A 24,728-nucleotide genomic window follows, 5' to 3' on the forward strand; every position below is an offset into this window, starting at 1 on the left:
GAACCGTGCACAGGAGGCGCGGTGCCGGCCTCGGCAGCCGGGGCCGCTGCCCGATCGTCGGTGCATGACATCACCAACGAAGGCCCTCGGGCCCCCCAGACGGCGCCTCGCGCTCGCCCTCGCCCTGTTGTTCTCCGTCGCCGTCGGGCTGCTCGGCCACGCTCCGGCCGCCGCCGTGACCGGCACGGGACTCGGCCCGGGCCACCTCTGGCGTGGCGACGACGTCTCGTGGCTCGGCACCTACCGACTCGACGACGGCACCCAGGCGTTCTGCCTCGAAGCCGGCAAGAGCTCGCCCGTCGGCAACCACTACGACACGACCACGGGTGGTGACGTGATCGGCGTCTCGACCGACGACCACGCGCGGCTCGCGTACATCGCCCGCACCTGGGGCGGCACGACCGACGCCGACACGGCCGCCGCGGGACAGCTCGCGGTCTGGACCATCACCGGCCTGAACGGCCACACGCAGCGGTACTACGCCGGCCGTGCCAACGAGCGGTGGCCGATCGTGCTCGAACGCGCGAACCAGATGCTCGCCGAGGCCTCGTCCGCCGCGTCGAAATCGGTCGCGGCATCGATCACCGTCGAACTCTCGGACGACGGCACCGGGCTGATCCGCCCCGACCTCACGGTCGACCGTGTGGCGGGCGGGCCGACGAGTCTCGAACCGACACATGCAGGCACGGTCACCCTGGACGGCGCCGTGTTCGCGGACGGCTCGACCACGGCCGTGGTCCGCAACGGCGAGAGCGTGTCCGTCGTCGCCACCGGTGACGCTGCCCACGTCACCGTGAACGCCTCGGTCGAGTTCGTCGACCTGCCGTACGGACGGGTGACCACGGTGGGGAACAGCCCCGCGGGCTCACAGATGATCCTCTTCTCGGGCGGGGTCGCGGCCTCCGCCTCCGAAGCCGCGAGTGTCGAGCAGCTGTCGCCCCTGCCGTTCCAGCCCACGGTGTCGACCGTCACCAGCGACACCGTGGCCGAGACCGGGACGGTCGTCACCGACCAGGTGTCGCTCGGCGTACGGCCCGGAGACGGGCTCCTGTCCGAGTGGGGGCGATACGACGACGCGGGGAGCTGGCGTCCCGTACCGGTCACGGTGCGGAGCCGCCTGCTCGGGCCCTTCCTCGCTCCCGTGATCGAGGCCGCCGCGTGGCCGGACGACGCCCCGCTGGTCTGCGAGGTCGCCCTCGAGGTACTCGACGGTCCTGGCACCTACTCGACGCCGGGCTGCGAGTTGCCCGCCGGCGGCTACTACACGTGGGTCGAGACCATCGATCCTGCGGACACTCCGGTCGAAGCGGGGCGTGACCGGGTGGGTTCCTGGCGCTCTCCCTTCGGCACGGCGACCGAGACGACGTTCGTGCCCTGGACGCCGACCATCTCGACCGTGGTGTCCGACGCCGAGATCGACCCCGGTGCCTGCGTCAGCGACGAACTCACCGTCGTCGACCTCCACCCCGACGTGCCCGGCGGGGTCGACGTCGAGTCGGTGCTCGTCGGACCGTTCGCCGAGGCCCCCGAGGTGGGAAGCGACCTCGGACCGATCGGCCGCCTCGACCCGGACCTGATCGTGGCCCGCGAGACGGTGTCCACCAGCGAGGACGGCACCTACGCCACGCCCTGCGTCACGCTCGAGCGACCCGGCACGTACGTCTTCCTGTTCTCGTCGGAGGGGTCGGCGGCGGCCGAGGACGGCAGCAGGATCGTGCCGGCCTTCGCCGACACCACCGTCTACCGGAGCGAGATGACGACCGTCCGACAACCGGTGCCGGCCGATGCCCCCGCGCCTCGGGCGCGGCTGGCCTTCACCGGTTCGACCGGTGGAGGGCAACCGTTGCTCGTCGCCCTCGGCATCGTGGGTACCGGCTTGGTGCTCGTGACGGCGGCAGGTGCGCTGCACCTCCGGAGGCGCCGCCCGGACATGGGGTCGGAGACGGCCTGCCGTGCAGGCGAGCCCGACGCCCTGTCGTCGTTCGGCCTGGGCGAGGCGCGATGAGCCCCCGGGTGCAGCTGCCCCGAACCGGCCCGGGCTCACCCGGCCCGATCGAACGGCACCTGCACCCGGACGGCTCGACCGCTGCCGTCGTCAACGAGGGCGAACCCGGGCGTCGGCCGGTCGGCGAGGTCGGACTTCGTCAGCCGGAGCCCCACCTGGTCACCTTCGTTGGGCAGCTGTGGGCTGAGCACGGCGCCGCACCGGTTGTTCCTCACGTCGACCTGCCAGCCGGCCCACCCGGACAACACCTCACCGGTCGTCCCGGCCACGACGAGTGCGCGACCGGTGTCGGGGCACGACCTGAGGAACTCCGCGAGCCACTCGGCCGCGGGGCAGTCCTTGAGGTGTTCGCCGTCGTCGATGACGAGCACGCGAGGACCGTCGGCGTCTGCGAAGAAGGGCGCGAGGAGGGCCTCCTCGACGGTGCGGGTGGTGATCACCGCGACCACGCCGGGCGACCCCTCGAGCGCCCGCAGCGGCGATCGCCGTGGGGCGACGACGACCACTCCGATGCTCTGGGCCGTGAGCGACCGGACGACGGTTGCCAGGACGGTGCTGCGCCCGCTCTTCGGGGGGCCCGTCACGACGTAGCTGCCGGGGCCGTCGGCGAGGTCGGGACCCCACGGCACGAGGTCGTCGCCACCGACGCCGATCAAGGCGAAGACGCTCGCCGGGTCAGCCGCTCCCCGGCGGGACCAGGCATCGTCGAACGAGATGGGGCCCGCCAGTTCGTCGACGCGGAAGGGCCGACGGACGGCAGGAACATGACGGTCACGGTGAGCCGCCGACGCCGCCCGCCGTCTCAGCGCCTCGGCCTGCGCCTGCCCCGTGGCCTCGGCATCGATCAAGGCGACCTGCGTCTCGATCGAGGTCTCGGCGGTGAAGCCCCGCCCCGGGAGCAGGACGTCGGGCAGAGTCCGCGCGTTCAGACCGGCGAGGGCGTAGTCGGCCCGGTCGGTCAGGCGCAGGAGCAGCTTGTCGTCGACCAGGGCGGCGAGCCGGCCCGCGACGAGCTGCCGGTCACCCGTGACGAGCACGTGGAGCCCGACCGCGGCACCCTCACGCAAGAGCACCCCCACCTGGTCGACGAGCTTGCCGTGCTCGATCTCGGCGAAGCTGCCCGTGAACCCTTCCCACCGGTCGATCATGACGACCAGGTGCGGCAGGCGGTCCCCCTCGGGAGCGGCTCGTCGCTGCTCGACCACTCCCGAATGACCTCCCCCTGCGAGCACCTGTTGCCGCCGGTAGGTCTCGTCGACGAGCTTCGTCAGCAGGCGCCGGACCCGGTCGAGCTGGGTCCGCTGGACGACGGCTCCGACGTGCGGAAGGCTCTCGAGCGGCAACAGGGCACCGCTGCCGCAGTCGATGCCGTAGAGGTGCACGTCGGCGCAGCTCGTCCGGTCGGCGAGGGATGCCGCGACCGTGCGGAGCACCTGCGAGCGTCCCGTCCGCGGGGCGCCGACGACGAAGAGATGCCCCAGGGTCTGCAGGTCGAGCGCGGCCGGGGCCTGGTGCTGTTCGGCCGGGAAGTCCTGCCGACCGAAGGGCAGCACGGCCACGTCGCCGGGGACGCACGCGTCGACGTCCGAGCCCGTCCGCGACCCTGCCAGGTCGTCGAGCACGAGCCTGTCGGGCAAGGCGTCGAGCCACGGACGATGCGGGCGAGGAATCCCGAGACGGGTGGAGGCCGCGGCGAGCGCGTCGACGAGCTCGGCCAGGTCGGTGCGACCGACGGACTCGGTCGTCGTCCGTGGCGGCGGCTCGGCCACGACCCGCCCGAGGTCCTGCCAGTCGAGCGGACTCGACCACACCTCGGGCACGACCTCGGCCACCGCCCCGGGGCGTCGGCCACCGACACGGCCAGCCTGGAACGGGACGAGTGCACTGGCCCCCAATCGGACGAAGGCGCGACCCGGTGTCGACTTGGAGATGCCGGCCGCGTCACCCGCGTCGATGACGTCGCTGCTCTCACCTGCATCGGTCACGCGAAGGGCGATCCTCAGGTTCGTGTTCGCCCTGATGTCGCCGGTGACGACGCCCGTCGGCCGCTGCGTCGCGAGCACGAGGTGGATTCCGAGAGAACGCCCGCGCTGGGCGATGTTGACGAGGCCGGTCACGAAGTCCGGCAACTCGCGGACCATGCTGGCGAACTCGTCGATCACGATCAGGAGGCGTGGCAACGGAGGCCTCGCATCGTCACCGACCGCGCCCTCCACGTAGTCCTCGAGGTCCTTCGCTCCGGCGTCGGCGAGGAGGTGCTCGCGGCGTCGCAGCTCGGCCCCGAGCGAGTGCAACGCCCGCTCCACGAGGTGCGTGTCGAGGTCGGTGACCATCCCGACGGTGTGGGGCAGCGGCGCGAAGTCCCGGAACGCGGCACCACCTTTGTAGTCGACGAGGACGAACGTCATCGACTCGGGGGTGTTCGCGGCGGCGAGCGACGCGACCATGCTCTGCAGCAACTCGGACTTGCCGGAGCCGGTCGTGCCGGCCACGAGACCGTGCGGACCGTCCCTGCGGAGGTCGAAGGCGAACGGGCCGTCGAGGCTCTCTCCGATGACGACCTCGGTCGTGGGGCCCGTGCGAGCCCATCGGTCGAGTACGGCCTCGGCGGTGGGGGGTTCGAGCTGCAGCACGTCGAGCAGCCGGGAACGCGCCGGGAGCCCGCCCGTTCCGCCGCCGTCGTCGACGTCGACCACCGGGGCGACGGCCCGGGCGACGGCCTCGAACCAACCGGCGGGCAGCAGGTCGGCCTTGACCTCGCGCACGTCGGCGGTGCGGTGCACGTCGAGGGAATGCCGCGCGAGGCCACAGGTGACGACGGCGACGCACTCCTCGGGAAGGGATCGGCGTTCGGCGTCGACGCACACGGCGTACACGCCGACGGAGGGCCCGTCCCGCAGGACGCGGACGAGCCCGGGCAGTGCCCGCAACCGCCGCGCACCGTCGACGACGAGGACGATGTCGGTGGCCGCACGGAGGGTCCCCTGCGACTCCCGCACCGCCCGGCGGCGAGAGTCGATCTCGGCCCCGAGCTCGGCGATGCGGCGGGCGACGGTCTCGGCGTCGTTGCCGACCCAGGCGGCGGCTGGACGACCGTTCTCGGGACGGGCATGGGGGACATGGGCCAGCCAGGACCAGTCGTCGCCCGCAGCGTGTTCGGTCAGGACGACCAACCGCACGTCGCGGGGGCTCTGGGCGACGGCGAGCTGAGCCAGCATCCACGCGACGAGAGGTCTGGCGTGTTCGGATCGGCCTGCCACCCCGACGACCCCGTGGTCGGCCAGATCGACGGTGACGGGCACGTCGACCGCGGGGCGAGCGACGGTCCGACGGTGCTCGAGTTCGGCCGGGTCCTCGATGGTGACACCCGAGGGCAGATCCGCCGTGCCGATCCTGACGCGCAGGTGATCCGGGTCGTCACGACGGCGTTCCCACAACCGCGAGCGACGCCGGGCGGCGATGTCGAGCACGGTGGCGGCGTCGGGACTGAGGTGTCGCAACTCGCGCTGCAGCTGGCGCACGGCGCTCTCGGCATCCGCCGCCACCGCCTCCTTCGTGGCCTGATGGTCGGCGAGGCGTTGCCGGTGCGAGACCTTCCCGTTGCGCTTGTCGTAGAGGTGGTTGCCCATCATGACCACCGGCGACATGAGCCCGAAGGCGAGGAAGGCGACGTTCCCGAACACGCTGACCATGACGACGGCCATCAGCATCGGCGCCAGCGCCGCGACGATCGGCAGGGGCCGCTTCGCACCCTGTTGGGGTTCGGCGGGGAACCGGAACGTCGTGGTCGGCGGTTCGGGCAGGAGGCGCGGTGGGCGTGCGTGGTCGAGGGCGCCTCCCCCCTCGCTCACGGTGATCGCGGCGGACGGCCGCCCGGCCGGTGCGACGGCGAGGAGGACGTCGCCGATCGTGATGACGCAGTGTTCGTCGACCACGGCTGCGCCGAGGACGGGAACCCGGTCGACGAGGACGAGTGGCCCGCGCGCTTCGTCGTCGGACTCGGGGAAGGCGTCTGCCGTGGGGGTCAGTGTGAAGCGTCCGGCGCCGTCGAGTTCGATCGTCGCGACGATCGGGGGCACCCGCGCGTCGTCCAGTCTCACGCCCGAGTCCAGACCGCTACCGAGGTGCACGAGCCCGACGTCGACGACGTGGATGGTCCCTGCCCCGCGGCCTCCGATGATGCGGATGGTGGGCAGATCGGCAGGCGAACGGAGGTGCGTCGCGGGGCCGCCGAAGCCGACGACGGCGCCGTCGAGCAGGACTCCCGAACTCATGCGCGCAGTCGGGTCGACCGGCACCCCGTCGACCGTGATGCTCCAGGGCTCAGCGGGCGGGGCGTGACCCGAGTGACCCAGTGACGACGCGAGGTGCCGCGCCACGGCGTCGACGGTGGTGTCCGGATCGACCAGGACCGAGCGGTCCGCCCGGTGGCCCGTCGGGACGTGCAGGACGGTGACGCTCAGCCTCACGCGGCGGGCACCACGCTGATGTCGTCCACGAACACGTCGACTTCGTCGATCATGCCGAGGACGCCCTCCGGCCCGCCGACCTGGCAGGTGACGCGGAGGTCGTACGGCTCGGCCCGGAAGGCGTAGACGAGCGTGGCGTGGAGGCCGGCGTCGCCGTCGACGGCCGCGTACCGCACGCCCCGGAGCCCCTGCCCGAGACCGCTCGCCTCGATCTGCTCGACGACGGGAGGCTCGACCGCGGCCACGTCGCTGTCGAAGACCATGGCCCGGAGGGCGACATCACGATCGCCTCCGACGAACCCGTACTGGACGCGCAGCAGCGACGGAGGGGTCGCGATGTCCGGCAGGTAGAGGTACCGGCGTTCGTCCTCGGGCGACCAGCGCGCGAGGGCCGAGAGCACTTCCGTCAGCCAGGACCGGGAGGCGCGGGTCGACACCTCGGACCGCTCGGCCACGGTGCGCACGGTCGCCTTGATCCACGAGCGTGGCGCACGATGGCCGTCGTGCGGCCAGGAGGTCGGAAGGGCCACCCAGGTCTCGGGGTCGTGCCCGATGAGGATGTCGAAGTCGGTGGTGGCGTCGGTGTCGGTTTCGGTCATGGTGCAGGTCGCTTTCTGTGGCAGTCGAGAGGGTTCAGGCGAGGGGCCGGTCGGTGACCAGGCGCCCTTCGGCGTCACGCCAGCGGAAGGTGCTGAGCATGGCGTCGAAGACGTCGGTGACGGCGTCGACGATGCGGGTTCGTGCGTCGATGTCGGACCCGGTGTCGGCGTCGGCGTCGCCCGGTGCGGCCGACGCATCGGTCGCTGAACCGATGGTGAGGACGAGGGTGAGCAGCCGGTCGTCATGACCGGCGACTCGTGTGAGGACGGTCCGACGGCGGAGAGGCGTGAGGTCGGCGACCTCGTCGGGTACGGCATGGCCGTCCTGTGCCGGGGCTTCAGCTGCGAGGTCGGTCCAGACAACGGCCGGGTCGCCGGCGAGGACGATCGGAGCCGCCCCGTGGGTGGCGACGCGTCGCAGCAGCAGCCGGTCGAGGTCGGCATGCGGAGTCCGGGTGACGGGCACGGACGCGACGACGATCGAGCACACGATGTCGGTGCCGGGCAGCGGGCCCGCACTGAGGTACGAGTCGAGCACACGGCCGTTGACGTCGGCCGCGAGCGCACGCCCGAGTGCCGACCCGAACCGCAGTCGCCAGTCGTCGGGGGCCGTTCCGGTTCCGGGGGCGGGTTGGTCTCCCAGCTGCTCGGCGACGAACGCCGCTGCGTCAGGCGCGTCCATTCCACCCGGCACCCGGACGAACCCTGGAGGCACGACGATCGAATACGACGCCGCCACCGTCCCGGCCGTCCGCCCCACGTACCCCGGGCCACTCATGACTGGTCCTCGGGGCGAAGCCCGGCCCTCGCAAGACGGGGGCCGTCACCTCTCTGAGCAGCTTTGAGTTCGCGCCGAACGACGATGGATCGGACCGCCCTTTCGGCTCCTAACGCGAAGAATGCGAGACACTCGGCCGCCAGCACGAGCGCTGCAGCGAACGAATCGCGCGGCCACTCCGCGAGCTCGATGAAGAACCGCGAATGAAGCCAGCCGTAGAAAGCAGCTAGTCCGCACCAGAACGCCAACACCCAAGGTTGAAGTGCGAAGTCGAGTGATTCCGTTCTCTTTCGGTACACGATCACGACCAAGGTCAGCATCGCTGCGCTCACCAACCAAAAGATGCCGGACGGCAAGACGAACGGGGGCCACCCCTCACTGGCTTGGAAGAGAACATCACCCGCAGGGTTTGTTCGAAACCCCCCTCCCTTGGGTAAAGCCAGAGATCCGAAGACAAGTCGTGACAACTGCATGTAGAGCGGCGATGCGATCCCGGCGATCCCAGCGAAGAGAGGAAGACCCCTCAAAGCCAGGGATCGGTACGAAACCGGAGCAGCGCGGCGGCCGGAGCTCAAAGGGCACCTCCAGCAGCAGTCGACCAGGTCGCAGTGTTCGATTCCCGAGATGTCACACGGGAAACTCCCACCCCCGCAAGTCCGTGTGCCGTCAGAGCGTGGTCAAGCGCCTGGACGGCGCGCGCGACGTTCAACCTGCGCATGATGCGAGCGACTTCATCGGCGTCATCCGCGAATGCGCCCGGCCTGCTGGTCCGAAGGAAGTGCAACATCCTTGCCACTTCACTGTCGCCAAGCGCTTTCACGAGGGTCCAATCCCCCAACCCAGGTTGAGCTCTCGACCAACTCCTACTAACCCACGCCATCGCAGATCCACGAGAAACTCCGCTGTGGGACACGAGGCCCGCGGCTCGCGCGGCAGCGATGCCTTTGATCCCTGCGCGAGCCGAGGCGACCGCAGCACCTCCTATCCCCATGGTCGCCAAGGACAACCCGGCCAGAAGGACATCTCCAAGAGTGGCTGTGCCTGCGCTCGCTCGAGCTGCCGTGATGGCGAAAGCCAGGACGGCCACAATTGCCGCGACGATATTCAAACCAGGAACGATGAAGGCCAGAGCGGCTAGTAATCCGCCGACGATCGTGAGCCCATTCATCAGCTCGCTGATCCACGAGTCGTTCTCCTCCATCCACTTCTGGAAGGCGGTAAAGCCGGCGTCCCACGCGCCCCCGAGATCGTCCCAGAGGGTGTCGGCGAGGCCGTCGTCGGTGGCGTCGTCGATCCTCGCGATGGCAGCCGTCGCGGCGGTCTCGACGGACGTGTGCGCATCGGTGAGGCGGCGTGCGTAGAGAGCGACCCGGCCCCGCGCCTCCTCGGCTTTCGTGCGCTGCGCCGCGGCCTGGTCGAGGTGCTCCTGCTTCGTCACGTCGTCGACAGCCACGAGCGCGAAGTGCTCGTACCGCTCGACCAGCTTCTCGGCCGCGGCGAGGTCGTCGGCGGCGTCGCGGTGGTTCGCGAGGGCCGGCGCAGCCGCCTCTTGGGCCAGCGACAATTCGGACGCGTACGCCTTGAGCGCAGCCCCCGTTTCTCCGTATCGTCCCTCGGCCTTGCCGAGACTCGCGGAGACCTCCTCGGCCTTGACCACGAACGCATCCAGGGCGTCGCTGGACGACGACCCCGTCTCGAGCGATCGCAGCTTCGCTGCCGCACCTCGGATCGAGGCCGCCACCGACTCGTAGTGGCTCGCCATGGAGTTCAACAGCACCGGGTCGCCCGACACCCCCACCAACGAATCGGCCGCCACACCGGCGAGCGTGCCGGCCGTCATCTGTCGCCCCCGACCAAGACGCCCTCGAGTTCTCCGTCGACCTCGGTGAAGGTCTCGTCGATCGTCGACAACGCCTTGCCCAGCTCGGTGATCTGCTCGGCGAGCTTCGCCCGCCGGTCGTTCCAGTTCGTCGCGAACGACGTGACCTTCGCCGCCAGCCGGACGTGCCCGCAAGCCTCGGCCGTGGCCGACGCCGAGGAGTCGCTCGACTCGAACTCGGTCTTCACGGTGGCCAGGTCGGCGAGCAACGCCTCGAGACCCGCACCGTCGATGTTGAGGCTCGTTCGAGCCATGAGGTCCTCCCCTCGTGCCGGAAGCCGGAGCGCGTCGCGTCTCACCGCGACCCGCCCCGGCCGTCCCTGTGTGTGGTCGGTCAGCCCAGGCTGCTGGCGAGCTGCTGGTCGGCGCCCTCGAGGGTGCTGGCCGCGTTCTCGAGGAACGTCGCCATGCTCTCGACCGCCGAGATCGTCTTCGACGCCCCGGTCGTGAACTCGGTGTACGTCGCGTCGAATGCCTTCGACGACTTGTCGGTCACGTAGCCCGAGCCGACGAGGTTGTCGATCTGCGACTTCATCTGGCCCAGCTGGTCTTCGATCGCGCGCTGCCCGTTGCGCAGCTGGGTGGCCTGCGTGCGCAGGTCGTCGTAGGTGACGGTGACATTGGCCATGAGGTGGTCCCTCTCGTTGGTGGTGCCGACCGGTCGGTCGGACTCGACCAATATGTCATGCCTGATAGTTTGCGTAACGGTTCTCCACAGATCGGAGTCGACATGTGTCGCAAGAAGGACAAGCCCAGGAGGCGCGAGCAACACCCGACGCCACCTCCGGTGATCACCGCCGAGACGATTCGTGAGCAGCGTGCCGCAGGGCTGCTCTCGCGCGTCACCACCCTGCCCCTCCAGCTGCCCGCACCGATCGTGACGTCCCCTCCCCCGCCGACCAGCGCCTCCTCGGGGTTCGTCGTCGAGGAGCGTCGAAGCGAGTCGGCGCAGCACGCTCCCGTCATTCCGGAGAGCACGGCACCGTCCGCGGTCGCACCCCTCGCGCCCCTCGCGCCCCGCGCTGCCCCGATCCCTCACGCGCCGCAGTTTGCCGCCACCACCCCGAGGCGGTCAGCCCCCGATCAGCCGGCCGGCGGTGACGCGGTGCCACCCGTTCCCGATCTCGAGGCGACGACGGTGCGCCCTCGGCACTACGGCCTGCGGCTGCCGGACGAGAGCGTCGTCCCCGTCACACGGCGCGCGATCGTCGTCGGGCGTCGCACCGACCGCCCCCTGCCCGTTCCGACCGACGCGGATGTCGTGGCGCTCGACGACGCCGGCCGATCGTTGTCTCGCCATCACGTCTCGATCGCGATCGGGGCCGACGCGGCCGTCTGGGTCACCGATCTCGGCTCGGGAAACGGCACCACCCTCGTGTCGCCCAGCGGCGAGGTCACTGAACTCGAGGCTCACACCCCGGCGCGCGCCCGGGTCGGATCGCTGCTGTCGATCGGCGACCACAGCGTGACGGTCGTCCGGCACCGACCCGAGAGCGACACGACCGCGGCCCTCCTGCCTTCCAGGACACACGACACGACCTCTCGCGAGAACGCGGAAGGGGGCTAGATCTTCTCGATCGGAGCGACCTTGATCAGCAGCTTCTTGCGCCCGGCTCCGTCGAAGAGCACCTCGGCGATGCGACGGGCGCCGATGCCGGTGACGGCCATGACACGGCCTTCGCCGAAGTCGACGTGCGAGATGCGGTCGCCGGCCTCGAGCTCCATGTCACCGTTGTCGCGTACGGTGCCCGTGACCCGGTTCGCCCATTCGGTCTTCGGCTTCGTCTTCGCCGCCGCGGTGGCCCGGTCGTAGCTGCCCGAGCCGTAGCCGCCCGAGGCCCGCGGCGTCGCACCGCGGTTGCCGTCGCCCCCCTCGCGACGGGCGTTGAGCGCCCGCGGCTGTGTGCCCCCACGGCTCGTGGCCATGCCCGGCGACTGCTTCCAGTCGATCAGTTCGACCGGGATCTCTTGCAGGTACCGCGAGGGCATGGCGACGTTGACCTCGCCGAACTGCGCCCTCGTCATCGCGAGCGACAGGAACAGCCGCTGTCGAGCGCGAGTGATGCCGACGTAGAACAGTCGTCGCTCTTCGGACGGACCACCGGGCTCGTTCGCCGACATGCGGTGCGGCAACAGGTCTTCTTCGACGCCGGTGAGGAACACCGCCTCGTACTCGAGCCCCTTGGCGGTGTGCAGGGTCATCAGCGACACCGTGCCGCTCGTGTCGTCGAGGTCGTCGGCGGCTGCGACCAGCGTGACCTCGGTGAGGAAGTCGAGCAGCGTGCCGTCGGGGTTGTTCTTCTGGAACTCCTTCGTCACCGCGACGAGTTCGTCGATGTTCTCGGCGCGGGCCTCGTCTTGCGGGTCACGCGACGCCCGCAGCACCTCGACCAGGCCGCTGCCCGCGATCAGGGCCGACAGGATCTCGTGGACGGGCGCGGTCGCCGCCGTGGCCTGCACGTCGTCGAGCAGCTTCGCCAAGCCCGTGATCGCGCCGGTGACCTTCGGCCCGAGGCCGAGTTGGTCGGCGTTGCGCATCGCGTCACGCAGCGGCGCCTTGTTGGTGTCGGCCCAGCGCTGCATCGCGGTCTCGGTCGCGGGACCGATGCCGCGCTTGGGCACGTTCATGATGCGTCGCAGGGCGAGCGGGTCGGCCGGGTTGGCGACGGTGATCAGGTACGCCATGGCGTCCTTGATCTCGGCACGCTCGTAGAACTTGGTGCCACCGAGCACGCGGTAGGGGATGGCTGAGCGGATGAAGATCTCTTCGAGTGCACGCGTCTGCGAGTTGGTGCGGTAGAAGACGGCCATGTCTTTGTAGTCGGTGCCGGACTCGTGCAGCGCCGCGATCTCGTCCGCGACGAACTGGGCCTCGTCGTGACCGGTGTAGCCGGTGAACCCGACGATCTTCTTGCCGGCGCCGACCGTGGTGAACAGGTTCTTGGCCTGACGGTCGAAGTTGTTCGAGATGACCGCGTTGGCGGCGTCGAGGATGTTCTGGGTCGAGCGGTAGTTCTGCTCGAGCAGGATGACCTTCGAGTTCGGGAAGTCGCGCTCGAACTCGACGATGTTGCGGATGTCGGCGCCCCGGAACGCGTAGATCGACTGGTCGGAGTCACCCACCACGGTGAGCGACGCCCCGGGGATGCCGCCACTGCCGTCGCGCATCGACTGGACGAACTGGCCGCCCCTCTCGAGCTCGTCGACGAGGTCGGCCTGCACCGGCCGGGTCAGCTCACGGATGAGCGAGTACTGCGCGTGGTTGGTGTCTTGGTACTCGTCGACGAGGATGTGCCGGAACCGCCGCTGGTACTGGGCGGCCACGTGCGGGAAGGCGCGGAACAGGTAGACGGTCTGGGCGATGAGGTCGTCGAAGTCGAAGGCGTTGGCCCGCTGCAGCTCGCGGGTGTACTGCCGGAAGATCTCGAGGAACATGACCTCTTGCGGGTCGTTCATATTGATCTGGCGCGAGTACGACTCGACGTCGCTGAGCTCGTTCTTGAGCTTGGAGATCTTGCCCGAGGCCATGCTGACGGTCAGCCCGAGCTGGTCGGCGTCGAGCTCTTTCAGGATGCGCTTGAGCAGGGCCCTCGAGTCGGCGGAGTCGTAGATCGTGAAGCTCTTGGTGAAGCCGAACTGCTCGGCCTCGCGCCGGAGGATTCGCACGCACGCCGAGTGGAACGTGCTGATCCACATGCCCTCGCCTGCTTGACCGACGAGGTGCGCCACGCGCTCGCGCATCTCGGCCGCGGCCTTGTTGGTGAAGGTGATGGCGAGGATCTGGCTGGGCCACGCCTCGCGCGTCGCCAGCAGGCCCGCGATGCGGCGGGTCAGCACACTGGTCTTGCCCGAGCCGGCACCGGCCACGATCAGCAGCGACTGCCCGCGGTACTCGACCGCCTCTTTTTGCTGGGGGTTGAGACCGGCGGTCAGGGGGTCGCCGGAACCGCCGGCAGCGTCAGAGGGCTCGAGCACGATCGTCATGGCCCGTCGAGTCTAAGCGTGACCACCGACATGGCGAGAGGGTGCGGGGCGACCACGGTCGCAGGCGGCGTCGCGCGGGGTCAGCGGGACGCGAAGGCGACCCGCGCCTCCTCGGCGAGCTCGGGCTGGTCGGCGAAGACTCCGTCGACGCCGAGCGCCATGAGCGAGGTGAACTCGGCGCGCCAGTCGCCGAAGGCCGCCTTGCCACCGGGGCCGCGGTGGGCCTTGGCCAGGAACGCGTTCTCGGCGCGGAGCGTCCAGGTGAAGACGTCGAGGCCGGCCGCGTGCGCCCGGTCGACGACCCGACCGTCGGTCGCCCCCTGCGCGTCGACGAGCGTGTGCTTGTCGAGGCTGACGCCGTGCAGCCCGGCGTCGACGAACGACTCGAGCGACTCGGCGTGCAGCTGGTCGCGGTAGCCCACCGACGATCTGCCCGAGGCGACCAGGTCGGCTGCGACGCCGGCCTTCTCGAGCAGATAGACGAGCCGGGCACCGAGCCGCTGGTCGGCGAGCCGACCGAGCACGGTCTGCTCGAACGACTCGATGGTCAGCCGCGGGTCGTCGACCCAGCGCCGCTGCCGCAGCTCGTCGGCGAGCAGCTCGCCGAGCGGCAGGCCGATGGAGTCGAAGTAGGTGGCGTGCTTGACCTCGGCGACGAGCCCGACGGGCCGATCCGCCGCGTCGAGCAGGTCGAGCAGGTCGCCCAGCCGCTGGATGCGCCCCTCGCCGTCGTGCGCCGCACTCTCGGGCCGCAGCTCGGGCAGCCGTTCGCGGATGCGCAGCGTGCTGAGTTCGTCCCAGGTGAAGTCCTCGGTGAACCAGCCCGTGACCTTCGTGCCGTCGATGGTCTTGGTCGTGCGGCGGTGCCGGAACTCGTCGTGGTCGGCGACGTCGGTCGTGCCCGAGATCTCGTTCTCGTGCCGCAGGACGAGCACGCCGTCGCTCGACGCGACCAGGTCGGGCTCGATGGCGTCGGCCCCGAGTTCGATCGCGAGACGGTAGGCGTCCTCGCCGTGCTCGGGTCGGTGACCGCTGGCGCCGCGATGGGCGATGACGAGAGGCGAGATGGACACCCGGTCACGCTAACCGGCGTCCCCGTGCGCAGCCCGAGCCGCCCGACCTCCCGGCGAGAGGCCGTCTGCGGAAAGAGCGTCTGTGGAGAGACGAGGAGGCGCGGTCCCTGGGGACGAGGCGTCTCGCCCCCCGCAGACGCAAAAGATGCACGGCACGCACGTTCGCCCTGCGAGAATGCGGCTCTCATCAGGCAGATCTTCAGCCATTCGTTGCACGACAGGCGTTAGCCTCATCTGTACGGAAACGCCTTCGTGAACCTGCGCGGGCGATCCACACATCCCTAGCGATCAGAAGAGGAACCCCTTGGCATTCTCGAATCCCGGCTTCAGTCAGTCGCCGGCCTTCTCGAAGAACGGCGGGCCCGTCATCCGTCAGCAGCAGGGCGCAGCCCAGCCGGTCGAGTACAACGGCATGACCGCCGAACAGCTGCAGCAGCTCTACTCGCAGCCCGCCGCCGGCCCCACGCAGACCGACCGCATGACCTACGAAGACACCATCACCAAGACGCTGTTCGCGTTCGGTGTCGTGCTCGTCGGTGCGGCCATCGGATGGTTCATCCCGGCCCTCGCCTTCGTCGGGGCCATCGCCGGCTTCGTGCTGGCGCTCGTCAACATCTTCAAGAAGAAGCCCTCCCCCGGGCTCGTGCTCGCCTACTCGGCGGCACAGGGCCTCTTCGTCGGTGGCATCTCGTCGATCTTCGAGAGCCAGTGGGACGGCATCGTCACCCAGGCCCTGATCGGCACCGTCGCGGTGTTCGCCACGACCCTGCTGCTCTTCAAGAGTGGCAAGATCCGCGCGTCGGCCAAGGCCACCAAGGTCTTCATGATCGCGATGATCGGCTACGGCGTCTTCTCGCTGATCAACTTCGGTCTGATGATCTTCGGTGCGAACAGCAACCCCTGGGGCCTCCGCGGCATGGAGATCTTCGGCATCCCGCTCGGCTTCATCCTGGGCATCCTCGTCGTGATCATGGCCGCGTACTCGCTGGTCCTCGACTTCGACCAGGTCAAGACCGGCGTCGAGCGCGGCGCACCCCGCATCTATGCCTGGTCGGCCGCCTTCGGCATCGTCATGACCGTGATCTGGCTCTACGTCGAGATCCTGCGCATGCTCGCCATCCTGCGCGGCAGCGACTAGCCAGCGCGGCGCCACCAGCAGCACCCCGAAGCGGGGCTCGTTCCGACCGGGACGGGCCCCGCTTCCGTGTGTGGGGGTCGACGGCCGAGGGGGTGGGGGTCGACGGCCGAGGGGGTGGGGGTCGATGGCCGAGTGGGCAGAAGGTGCTGTTCGCGGGCGGGTGAAGAGCACGTTCTGCCCGCTCGTTTGCGCCCTGGCCCGAGACCACCCCTAGATCCAGCAACGACGACATCCCGCGGAGACGACGAAACCCCCTCGGGCAGGTGTCTGCCGGAGGGGGTTTCGCGTCACTGCGCTTCGCGGGAGGTCTCCCTCACTCCACGTTCGCGGCTACTGGTGGGCACCGGGGTCGCAGGCTCCCCCGGAATGACCGGGCTCGATGCTTCGCATCGAAAACAGCCCGGTCATTCCCATTCGATCGTTCCCGGGGGCTTGGAGGTGACGTCGAGAACGACGCGGTTGACGCCGTCCACCTCGTTCGTGATGCGGTTCGAGATGCGGGCCAGCACGTCGTAGGGCAGACGCGTCCAGTCGGCCGTCATCGCGTCCTCGGACGACACCGGACGCAGCACGATCGGGTGGCCGTACGTACGACCGTCGCCCTGCACACCCACCGAGCGGACGTCGGCGAGCAACACCACGGGGCACTGCCAGATCTCGTCGTCCAGGCCGGCCGCGGTCAGCTCGGCCCGCGCGATCGCGTCGGCCGCACGCAGCAACTCGAGTCGCTCGTGCGTCACCTCGCCCACGATGCGGATGCCGAGACCGGGGCCGGGGAACGGCTGACGCCCGACGATGACCTCGGGCAGACCGAGCTCGCGCCCGATCGCGCGCACCTCGTCCTTGAAGAGGGTGCGCAGCGGCTCGACGAGCTCGAACTGCAGGTCTTCCGGCAAGCCGCCCACGTTGTGGTGGCTCTTGATGTTCGCCGTGCCCGTACCGCCACCGCTCTCGACGACGTCGGGATAGAGGGTGCCCTGCACGAGGAACTTCACGGCCGAGTCGCCCTCGGCCGCGGCCTCGAGCACCAGTGCCTCGGCGGCGGCCTCGAAGCTGCGGATGAACTCGCGGCCGATGATCTTGCGCTTCTGCTCGGGGTCGGTCACCCCGGCGAGGGCGTCGAGGAACTGCTGCTCGGCGTCGATCGTGACGAGTCGCACACCGGTCGAGGCGACGTAGTCCTCTTCGACCTGACGACGCTCGTCGGCGCGCAGCAGACCGTGGTCGACGAAGACGCAGATCAGCTGGTCGCCGACGGCCTCGTGGACGATGGCGGCCGCGACGGCCGAGTCGACCCCGCCCGAGAGGCCGCAGATGACGCGAGAGTCACCGACCTGTTCGCGGATGCGGGCGACCTGCTCGGCGATGACGTTGCCGCTGTTCCAGTCGGCGGGGATGCCGGCGGCGCGGTGCAGGAAGTTCTCGAGCACGGCCTGGCCGTACGACGAGTGCTTGACCTCGGGGTGCCACTGGACGCCGTAGAGCTTGCGGGCGTCGCTCGAGAACGCGGCGACGGGGGTCGACGCGCTCGAGGCCAGCACGTCGAAGCCCTCGGGGGCCTTCGACACCGAGTCGCCGTGGCTCATCCACGTCGTCTGCGAGGCCGGCTGGCCCGACAGCAGCGTGCTGTCGCCCTCGGCGAGCGTGACGTCGGTGGCGCCGTACTCACGTTGGCCGGTCTGCGAGACCTCGCCGCCGAGCGCCTTGGCCATGGCCTGGAAGCCGTAGCAGATGCCCAGCACGGGGATGTCGAGGTCGAAGATGCCCGCGTCGATGCTCGGCGCGCCTTCTTCGTAGACGCTCGACGGACCACCGCTGAGGACGATGCCCACGGGGTTCTTCTCGGCGATCTCGGCCGCGGTGATCGTGTGCGGCACGATCTCGCTGTAGACGTTGGCCTCACGCACGCGCCGGGCGATCAGCTGCGCGTACTGGGCGCCGAAGTCGACCACGAGCACGGGGCTCTGCGCGGTCTCGGGCGCGCGGTCGGCCGGTGCGGGGGCCGTGGCGGCGGTCGTCGCCGACGCCTCGGCGGTCTCGGGTGCGTCGGTCACGCGGGGGCTCCCTCGGTCGTGGGGGTGGTCTCGGCGGTCAGGGCTTCGTACTGCCGCGTCGCGAGCTTGGTCATGTGGCTCTCGACGAAGAACGAGAGCAGGGGCACGACGCCGCCGAGCGCGATGAGGAAGAACCGCGAGAACGGCCACCGCATCAAGCTCCAGAGACGGAAGTCGGCGAAGAGGTAGACGACGTAGAGCCAACCGTGCGCGATGAGGATCGCGGTCGACAGGTTGAAGCCCGTGGTCGAGTCGACCGGCACGAGGAACCCGCCCTGACCGCCGAGCTGCATCTCGAGCTGCAGGGGCGTGTACTTGAAGAGCATCTCGAAGATGAGCAGCAGCAGCATCACGCCGGTGACGTACGCCGAGATCTTGTAGAACCTGACGGCACCCGGGATCTTCGGGATGTCGCGTTGCCGGGGCTTCAGAGGCATGGGGACGATTCTAGCCGCGCCCACCCCTGCGCCAGGACGGCACCTGTCGACGTCGAAAGGTCGGGACGCGCGGGGTCAGGAGGCGCGGGTCGGCTGGGTCGCGCCGCGCGCGTCCGCCTCGGCCCGCGCCTCCTCGGCTTCTTCGTGCTCGCGCTCGAACGCGTCGCGGACGAGCCGGAACCAGAGGAAGACGGCGAAGCCGGCGAAGACGACCCATTCGATCGCGTAGAAGACGTTGAGCCAGTTGAACTGCACGTCGGACGCCGGAGGCGCGGAGTCGATCTCGCTCAGCGACGCGGGTGCGGAGTCGGAGACGACGTAGCCGCCGTAGACCTGGCCGTCGAAGCCGGGCCACTCGTTGATCAGCGCGGCCACGGACACGACGGTCTGCGCACCGCTCTCGAAGTCGCTCTCGGTCGGCGACTCGGACGGGAAGTAACGGCCCTCGACCGTGACGGTCGAGGTCGCGGCCACGGACGGCTCGGCGGCCTCGGCGCCCTCGCGGGTCGCGGACCAGCCGAGCCCCACGGGCAGCGAGGCGCCGTTGGCGTCGTCGACGAAACGGCCGATCAGCCAGTAGCCGGTCTCGCCACCGTTGACGCGGTCACCGATGACGGCGAAGTCGTCCGGGTCGAACTCACCGGTGACGGACACGCGCTGGGCACCGAGCGAATCGGCGAAGGGCGTCTGCGGGGCCGCGACGGACGACAGCACCTTGCTGGTCTCGGTCTCGGGGTTGACGACCTGCACGCTCTCGACGCTGCGCTCGATCTGCCAGTGCCCGAGCCAGGCGAAAATCGCCGCCACGACGAGGGCGAGGCCGAGCAGGGCGATCCAGCGGGGTCGACGGGCGACGTGCCACATGGTCGCGGGCAGCGGTTCGCCGTCGACGCCGAGGAGGGCGGGGCGCTGCTCGGTCTGGGTCACGGAGGCGATCGTACCTCGCGTCGCCCACGAACCCGCTGGGACGACGGCGAGCGGTTCAGTACTCGGGGTCGCGTCGGCGCGTGGCCCGCTGGTCGCTCTGTTGGCCCGCCTGCTCGGCCCAGATGCGGGCCTCGTCGGCGTCCATCGCGTCGAGGTCGTCCAGGTCGTCGTCGGCGTCGGCATCACCGTCGGCCCCGTGTCGCGTGGTGTCGACCCGGCCTGCGGCGGCCCGCGCCGCACCGGCCCGGACCCGCTCGGTCTCGCGCTCGTCGTCGTCCTCGGTGACCTCGGCCTGGTCGAGGTCGTCACCGGCGAGGGCGGCCTCCATCAGGGCGATCTCGTCACCGCTGCGCGCCTCGCGTTCGAGACGACGGGCCTCGGCCTCGGCACGCTCGGCCTTCTTGCGCGACCGCAACAGCACCGAGCCGATGCGCTCGCTGTTCGAGGCGAGGACCGGCCCGAGCACCGCCATGATCAGCACGTACAGACCGGCGAAGGGCTGCAACCGCTCGTCGAGACCCGCACCCGCGGACAAGGTCGCCAGGATCAACGCGAACTCGCCCCGGTTGACCAGGATGACCGTAGTGTTGATGCCCGCCTGCGGCCCCAGCTTGTTGAGCCACGCGACGAACTGCCCGGCACCCACGTTGAGCAGCACGGTCATGCCCACGGCGATGGCCACGGGGCCGAGCACGCTCGGGAACAGGGCCGGGTTGAGCCCGAGGCCGAAGTTCAGGAAGAAGAACGCCCCGAAGACGTCGCGCATGGGCAGGGCGAACTGCTCGACCCGGTTGCGGAACTTCGTGGCCCCGATGATCAGGCCGATGAGGAACGCGCCGATCGCGTCGGTCACCCCGAGCACCTCGCCGAGTCCCGCGAAGAGCACGGCCAGCCCGAAGAACAGCACGGTGAAGAGTTCGTCGTCACGTGTGCGCATGAGCCGGGAGACGACGCGACCACCCCATCGGGCCACGCCGAACATCACGACGAGGAACGCGAAGGCGATGCCGAGCTTAAGGATCACCGGCCCGGGGTCGGTCTCGCCGCTGAGCACGACGGACACGATCGCGAGATAGATGGCGATGAAGATGTCTTCGACGACCGTGACGCCGAGGATCATCGGCGTCTCGCGGTTCGCCAGGCGGTTCAACTCGATCAGCAGCTTGGTGACGATCGCACTCGAGGACGTCGCCGTCATGCCCGCGATGATCAGCGCCTCGCGCGTGCCCCACCCGAGCATGAAGCCGAAGATCAGCCCGACGCCCATGTTGATGGCGATGTAGCTGCCGCCCGAGACGATGAGCCGCCCCGCGTTCGAGAAGAATTCGTCTTGGTCGAACTCGAGGCCGAGGTTGAACAGCAACAGGATCAACCCGAAGATGGCGATCAACTCGATGTTGTCGGACTCGAAGCTGAGCGGGAACCACCCCGTGTTCGTGCTGGCGAGCAGGCCGACGATCATGTAGATCGGGATCGACGGCAGGCCGATCAGCTTGCCGGCGCGGCCGAGCACGTACGCGATCAGCAGCAGGATGCCGAGGACGATCAGCTCTTCACCCAGATGCATCGGCCTAGCCCCCGGGCGGGGCGTCGACCGGCGAGCGGTGCTTGAGCTCGCCCGTGCGGTAGAACGAGAACGCCTTGGCGACCTTCTCGGGTGAACCGGCCACGACGAGCGTGTCACCGGGGAACACCTTGAAGTCGCCCGACGGCGCCGGGTTGGCCGCGTCGCCCCGGACGACCGCCACGACGGTCAGGCCGACGACGCCCTTGGCGCCGAGGTCGCCGAGCGGCTGACCGGCGATGTGGTCGTCGTAGTCGACCGTGAACCAGTCGATGCTGAGGCCGGGGATCTGGTCGAGGGCCGAGAGCGACTCGGTGATGCGCGTGCCGCCGAGCAGTTCGGCGAGCGTGTGCGCCTCATCCTCGCTGAGGCGCAGCGAGACCTTCTTGACGTGGTCGCCGTCGACGTCGTCGCTGAACGTGATGAGGTCGCTGTGACCCGAGCGGTGCGTGATGACACCGCATTTGCCGCCGTCGTCGGTGATGAAGGTGTGCAGCACACCCACGCCGGGGAGCTTGACTCGACGCACGTCAACCATGGTTCGTCTCCAGTGGACTCGGGGGCAGTCGTCTCAGCCTAGCGGCGGGTTCGGCCGCGACAGCCGGGCTGCTCACGGTGGGGACAACCCGTCACCCTCCACAGGTGTTCCCGCGTCCGCGGACGGAGGAACCGCGGGAGGCGCGGTGCCCGACGAACGGGCACCGCGCCTCCTGCAGGTGGTCGCGCGAGCGACCGGGCATCAACCCTGGCGGCCGCCCGGGCTGCCCGCCGAGGTGTCGTCGCCCGGTGTGCCCGCGGGCTCGGTGACCTCCTCGCCCGGCTTGGGCGCGCCTCCTTGGTCGGCACCGGCGACGACCATGTCGTCCTCGTCGAAGCCGAAGGTGATGTCGGGCGCCTCGAGGCGGACGCGGTCGGCCGACTCGTCGTCGGGCTCGAGCTGGCTCGCCCGCTCGGCGGCGACCCGCTTGAGGTAGTTGGCCACCTCGGCCTCGGCCTCGTCGTCGCTCCAGCCGAGCACGCCCGCCATCAGCTTGGCGGCGACGGGAGCGGCGGACTCGCCCCGGTCCCACGCCTCGATCGAGATGCGGGTGCGGCGGGCGAGCACGTCCTCGAGGTGCAGGGCGCTCTCGTGGCTCGCGGCGTAGACGACCTCGGCGCGGATGTAGTCGTCGGCCCCGGGGAGGGGCTCGGCGAGCGAGGGGTCGTCGCGGATGAGGTCGAGGATCTCGTCGGTCGTGGTGCCGTACCGGTTGAGCAGGTGCTCGATGCGCACCTTGTGGACGCCGAACGCCTTCGCGATCTTGCCGCGCTTGTTCCACGCCGCGTGGTACCCCTCGGCGCCGATCAACGGGATCTCCATCGTGGTGCTCGACGGGATGCGGCCGTCGAGGGCCGCGACGGCCTCGTCGATGGCGTCCTCGGCCATGACCCGGTAGGTCGTCCACTTGCCGCCGGCCACGACGACGAGGCCCGGCACGGTGTGGGCGACGATGTGCTCGCGCGAGAGCTTCGACGTCTGGTCGGACTCGCCCGCCAGCAGCGGACGCAGACCGGCGTAGACGCCCTCGACGTCGGCCCGGGTGAGCGGCACGGCCATGACCTTGTTGACGTGCTCGAGGATGTAGTCGATGTCGGCCGCCGTCGCCGCGGGGTGGGCCTTGTCGAGGTCCCAGTCGGTGTCGGTCGTGCCCACGAGCCAGTGGCGGCCCCACGGGATGACGAACAGGACGCTCTTCTCGGTGCGGAAGATCATGCCCATGTCGGAGTGGATGCGGTCGCGCGGCACCACGAGGTGCACGCCCTTCGACGCCCGCACCTTGAACTGTCCCCGCTCGCCGACCATGGCCTGCGTGTCGTCCGTCCAGACGCCGGTCGCGTTGACGACCTGCTTGGCGCGGATCTCGAAGTGCTCGCCGGTCTGGTAGTCGTGCGCCTTCACGCCGACGACCCGCTCGCCCACCTTGACGAAGCCCTCGACCCGGATGCGGCTCGCCGCGTGGGCGCCGTAGCTCGACGCGGTGCGCACCAGCGACGAGACGTACCGGGCGTCGTCGACCTGGGCGTCGTAGTAGGTGAGGCCGCCGACGACCGCGTCCTTCGACAGGCTCGGGATGGCGCGGAGCACCTGCGTCTTGGTGAGGTGACGGTGGTGGGGGACGCCGGGCGGGCGACCACCGGTCCAGCTGAAGATGTCGTAGAGCGCCATTCCGGCACCGATGTAGAACCGCTCGTAGACCGGCTTGCTGAGCGGGTAGAGGAACCGCACGGGCTTCACCAGGTGCGGTGCCAGGCGTTGCAGCAGCAGGCCACGCTCGATCAGTGCCTCGCGCACGAGACGGAAGTTCAGTTGCTCGAGGTAGCGGATGCCACCGTGCACGAGCTTCGACGAGCGACTCGACGTGCCGGAGCCCCAGTCACGGGCCTCGACGATGCCGACGCTCAACCCACGGGTCACGGCGTCGAGCGCGGAACCCGCACCGACGATGCCACCCCCGATCACGAGGATGTCGAGTTCTTTCGTCTTCAACGCCTCGACGGCTGCGGCCCGTTCGTCGGGGCCGAGCTTCGTGGAGAGCGAAACGGACGCGGACTTGGCCATGCGAGCCTCCATCGTTGGATTCGGTCGGCCCGGTCTCTCGACCGGACCACCCCATCAAACGCTAGTGAGGCTGGTAGGGGGCCACAACCACCTCGACGCGCTGGAACTCCTTCAGGTCGCTGTAGCCGGTGGTCGCCATCGAACGACGCAGCGCGCCCATGATGTTCGACGTGCCGTCGACCGTCGTGGCGGGACCGTAGAGGATCTTCTCGAGCGAGCCGATCGTGCCCACGTGCATGCGTCGGCCGCGGGGCAGTTCGGGGTGGTGCGCCTCGGCGCCCCAGTGGTAGCCACCGCCGGGCACGTCGTCGGCCCGGGCCAGCGCGGCGCCCAGCATGACGGCGTCGGCGCCGCAGGCGATGGCCTTGACCAGGTCGCCCGAGGTGCCCAGGCCCCCGTCGGCGATGACGTGCACGTAGCGCCCGCCCGACTCGTCGAGGTAGTCGCGGCGCGCGCCCGCCACGTCGGCCACGGCGCTCGCCATGGGAGCGTGGATGCCCAAGGAGGCGCGGGTCGTGCTGGCTGCGCCGCCCCCGAACCCGACGAGGACGCCGGCGGCACCGGTGCGCATCAGGTGCAGGGCGGCCGTGTAGGTCGAGGCGCCACCGACGATGACGGGGACGTCGAGCTCGTAGATGAACTTCTTGAGGTTCAGCGGCTCGCTGTTCTTCGCGACGTGCTCGGCGCTGACCGTCGTGCCCCGGATGACGAAGAGGTCGACGCCGGCGTCGACGACCGTCTGGTACAGGTCTTGGGTGCGCTGCGGGCTGAGGGCGCCGGCCACGGTGACCCCGGCGGCGCGGATCTCGGCGAGGCGGTCGCGGACGAGCTCGGGCTTGATCGGCTCGCTGTAGATCTCTTGCATGCGGGCGACCGAGTCGTCGTCGGAGAGCTCGCGGATCTCGGCCAGCACCTGCTCGGGGTCGTCGTAGCGCGTCCAGACGCCCTCGAGGTCGAGGACGCCGAGGCCGCCGAGCTGGCCGATGCGGATGGCCGTGGCCGGACTGACCACCGAGTCCATGGGCGCGGCGATGACCGGCGACTCGAACTGGAACGCGTCGATCGACCACCCGACCGAGACGTCGCGCGGGTCGCGCGTACGCCGGCTCGGAACGATGGCGATGTCGTCGAACGCGTACGCGCGGCGGGCTCGCTTGGAGACGCCGATCTCTACCTCAGTCACCGTGCCACCCTACCGGAGCCGGGGGTCGCGCCCCCGGCC

18 protein-coding genes are annotated in these 24,728 nt (G+C 69.9%); 3 read left to right on the forward strand and 15 right to left on the reverse strand.

What is annotated here, in order from left to right; all coding sequences use genetic code 11:
- Positions 1 to 64: 64 nt before the first annotated feature.
- Entirely contained in the window at positions 65 to 2,005 is a 1,941-nt protein-coding gene (locus ACIOSR_RS11875; protein WP_402752729.1) for a thioester domain-containing protein, read from the forward strand.
- A gap of 35 nt (positions 2,006 to 2,040) precedes the next feature.
- Here ACIOSR_RS11875 and ACIOSR_RS11880 read toward each other — a convergent pair whose 3' ends face one another.
- From ACIOSR_RS11880 to ACIOSR_RS11905, 6 genes are all read right to left on the reverse strand, one after another.
- Positions 2,041 to 6,474 carry an FtsK/SpoIIIE domain-containing protein gene (locus ACIOSR_RS11880; RefSeq protein ID WP_402752730.1) on the reverse strand — a complete coding sequence of 1,478 codons (4,434 nt, stop codon included), beginning with the start codon at positions 6,472 to 6,474 and terminating at the stop codon, positions 2,041 to 2,043.
- On the reverse strand, positions 6,471 to 7,073 hold the full coding sequence (locus ACIOSR_RS11885; RefSeq protein WP_402752731.1) for a hypothetical protein: 603 nt from the start codon (positions 7,071 to 7,073) through the stop codon (positions 6,471 to 6,473). Before ACIOSR_RS11885 ends, ACIOSR_RS11880 begins: the two co-directional genes overlap by 4 nt.
- Positions 7,074 to 7,107: 34 nt before the next feature.
- Complete coding sequence (locus ACIOSR_RS11890; RefSeq protein WP_402752732.1) at positions 7,108 to 7,851, reverse strand: hypothetical protein; 744 nt, start codon at positions 7,849 to 7,851, stop codon at positions 7,108 to 7,110.
- 571 nt (positions 7,852 to 8,422) lie between these two features.
- Positions 8,423 to 9,691 (reverse strand): putative T7SS-secreted protein, encoded by a 1,269-nt coding sequence (locus ACIOSR_RS11895; RefSeq protein WP_402752733.1) that lies wholly within the window; start codon positions 9,689 to 9,691, stop codon positions 8,423 to 8,425.
- Positions 9,688 to 9,984 (reverse strand): hypothetical protein, encoded by a 297-nt coding sequence (locus tag ACIOSR_RS11900; RefSeq protein ID WP_402752734.1) that lies wholly within the window; start codon positions 9,982 to 9,984, stop codon positions 9,688 to 9,690. Before ACIOSR_RS11900 ends, ACIOSR_RS11895 begins: the two co-directional genes overlap by 4 nt.
- An 80-nt stretch (positions 9,985 to 10,064) precedes the next feature.
- Positions 10,065 to 10,358, reverse strand: a complete 294-nt coding sequence (locus ACIOSR_RS11905) for a WXG100 family type VII secretion target (protein WP_043594286.1) — start codon at positions 10,356 to 10,358, stop codon at positions 10,065 to 10,067.
- 510 nt (positions 10,359 to 10,868) lie between these two features.
- Between ACIOSR_RS11905 and ACIOSR_RS11910 the strand changes: the two genes are divergently transcribed.
- A complete protein-coding gene (locus ACIOSR_RS11910) occupies positions 10,869 to 11,297 on the forward strand; it encodes an FHA domain-containing protein (RefSeq protein ID WP_402752735.1) in 429 nt (142 codons plus the stop codon).
- Here ACIOSR_RS11910 and ACIOSR_RS11915 read toward each other — a convergent pair.
- On the reverse strand, positions 11,294 to 13,714 hold the full coding sequence (locus ACIOSR_RS11915; RefSeq protein WP_402752736.1) for an ATP-dependent helicase: 2,421 nt from the start codon (positions 13,712 to 13,714) through the stop codon (positions 11,294 to 11,296). The two genes, ACIOSR_RS11910 and ACIOSR_RS11915, sit on opposite strands and share 4 nt — an antisense overlap.
- An 80-nt stretch (positions 13,715 to 13,794) precedes the next feature.
- Positions 13,795 to 14,787, reverse strand: a complete 993-nt coding sequence (locus ACIOSR_RS11920; RefSeq protein ID WP_402752737.1) for a glycerophosphodiester phosphodiesterase family protein — start codon at positions 14,785 to 14,787, stop codon at positions 13,795 to 13,797.
- Between the two features lie 304 nt (positions 14,788 to 15,091).
- On the opposite strand from ACIOSR_RS11920, the gene ACIOSR_RS11925 reads away from it, so the two are divergent.
- On the forward strand, positions 15,092 to 15,925 hold the full coding sequence (locus ACIOSR_RS11925) for a Bax inhibitor-1/YccA family protein (protein WP_173153367.1): 834 nt from the start codon (positions 15,092 to 15,094) through the stop codon (positions 15,923 to 15,925).
- 404 nt (positions 15,926 to 16,329) lie between these two features.
- Here ACIOSR_RS11925 and guaA read toward each other — a convergent pair whose 3' ends face one another.
- The 7 genes from guaA to ACIOSR_RS11960 all read right to left on the reverse strand — a co-directional run bounded on the left by guaA (position 16,330) and on the right by ACIOSR_RS11960 (position 24,689).
- Positions 16,330 to 17,883 (reverse strand): glutamine-hydrolyzing GMP synthase, encoded by a 1,554-nt coding sequence (gene guaA / locus ACIOSR_RS11930; RefSeq protein WP_200412454.1) that lies wholly within the window; start codon positions 17,881 to 17,883, stop codon positions 16,330 to 16,332.
- A 92-nt stretch (positions 17,884 to 17,975) separates the two neighbouring features.
- Complete coding sequence (locus tag ACIOSR_RS11935; RefSeq protein WP_043595742.1) at positions 17,976 to 18,416, reverse strand: DUF3817 domain-containing protein; 441 nt, start codon at positions 18,414 to 18,416, stop codon at positions 17,976 to 17,978.
- 75 nt (positions 18,417 to 18,491) lie between these two features.
- Complete coding sequence (locus ACIOSR_RS11940) at positions 18,492 to 19,343, reverse strand: SURF1 family protein (RefSeq protein ID WP_402752738.1); 852 nt, start codon at positions 19,341 to 19,343, stop codon at positions 18,492 to 18,494.
- A gap of 55 nt (positions 19,344 to 19,398) precedes the next feature.
- Positions 19,399 to 20,910 (reverse strand): cation:proton antiporter, encoded by a 1,512-nt coding sequence (locus ACIOSR_RS11945; protein WP_056043436.1) that lies wholly within the window; start codon positions 20,908 to 20,910, stop codon positions 19,399 to 19,401.
- 4 nt (positions 20,911 to 20,914) lie between these two features.
- Positions 20,915 to 21,445, reverse strand: coding sequence for a cation:proton antiporter regulatory subunit (locus ACIOSR_RS11950; RefSeq protein ID WP_043595745.1), 531 nt, complete (start codon positions 21,443 to 21,445; stop codon positions 20,915 to 20,917).
- Positions 21,446 to 21,646: 201 nt separating this feature from the next.
- Positions 21,647 to 23,506 carry a glycerol-3-phosphate dehydrogenase/oxidase gene (locus ACIOSR_RS11955; RefSeq protein ID WP_082460137.1) on the reverse strand — a complete coding sequence of 620 codons (1,860 nt, stop codon included), beginning with the start codon at positions 23,504 to 23,506 and terminating at the stop codon, positions 21,647 to 21,649.
- A 61-nt stretch (positions 23,507 to 23,567) separates the two neighbouring features.
- Positions 23,568 to 24,689, reverse strand: a complete 1,122-nt coding sequence (locus tag ACIOSR_RS11960) for a GuaB3 family IMP dehydrogenase-related protein (protein WP_056043439.1) — start codon at positions 24,687 to 24,689, stop codon at positions 23,568 to 23,570.
- Positions 24,690 to 24,728: the final 39 nt, after the last annotated feature.

Origin of the sequence: Frigoribacterium sp. NPDC087798 (assembly GCF_044742985.1) — a bacterium.
Classification (GTDB): domain Bacteria; phylum Actinomycetota; class Actinomycetes; order Actinomycetales; family Microbacteriaceae; genus Frigoribacterium.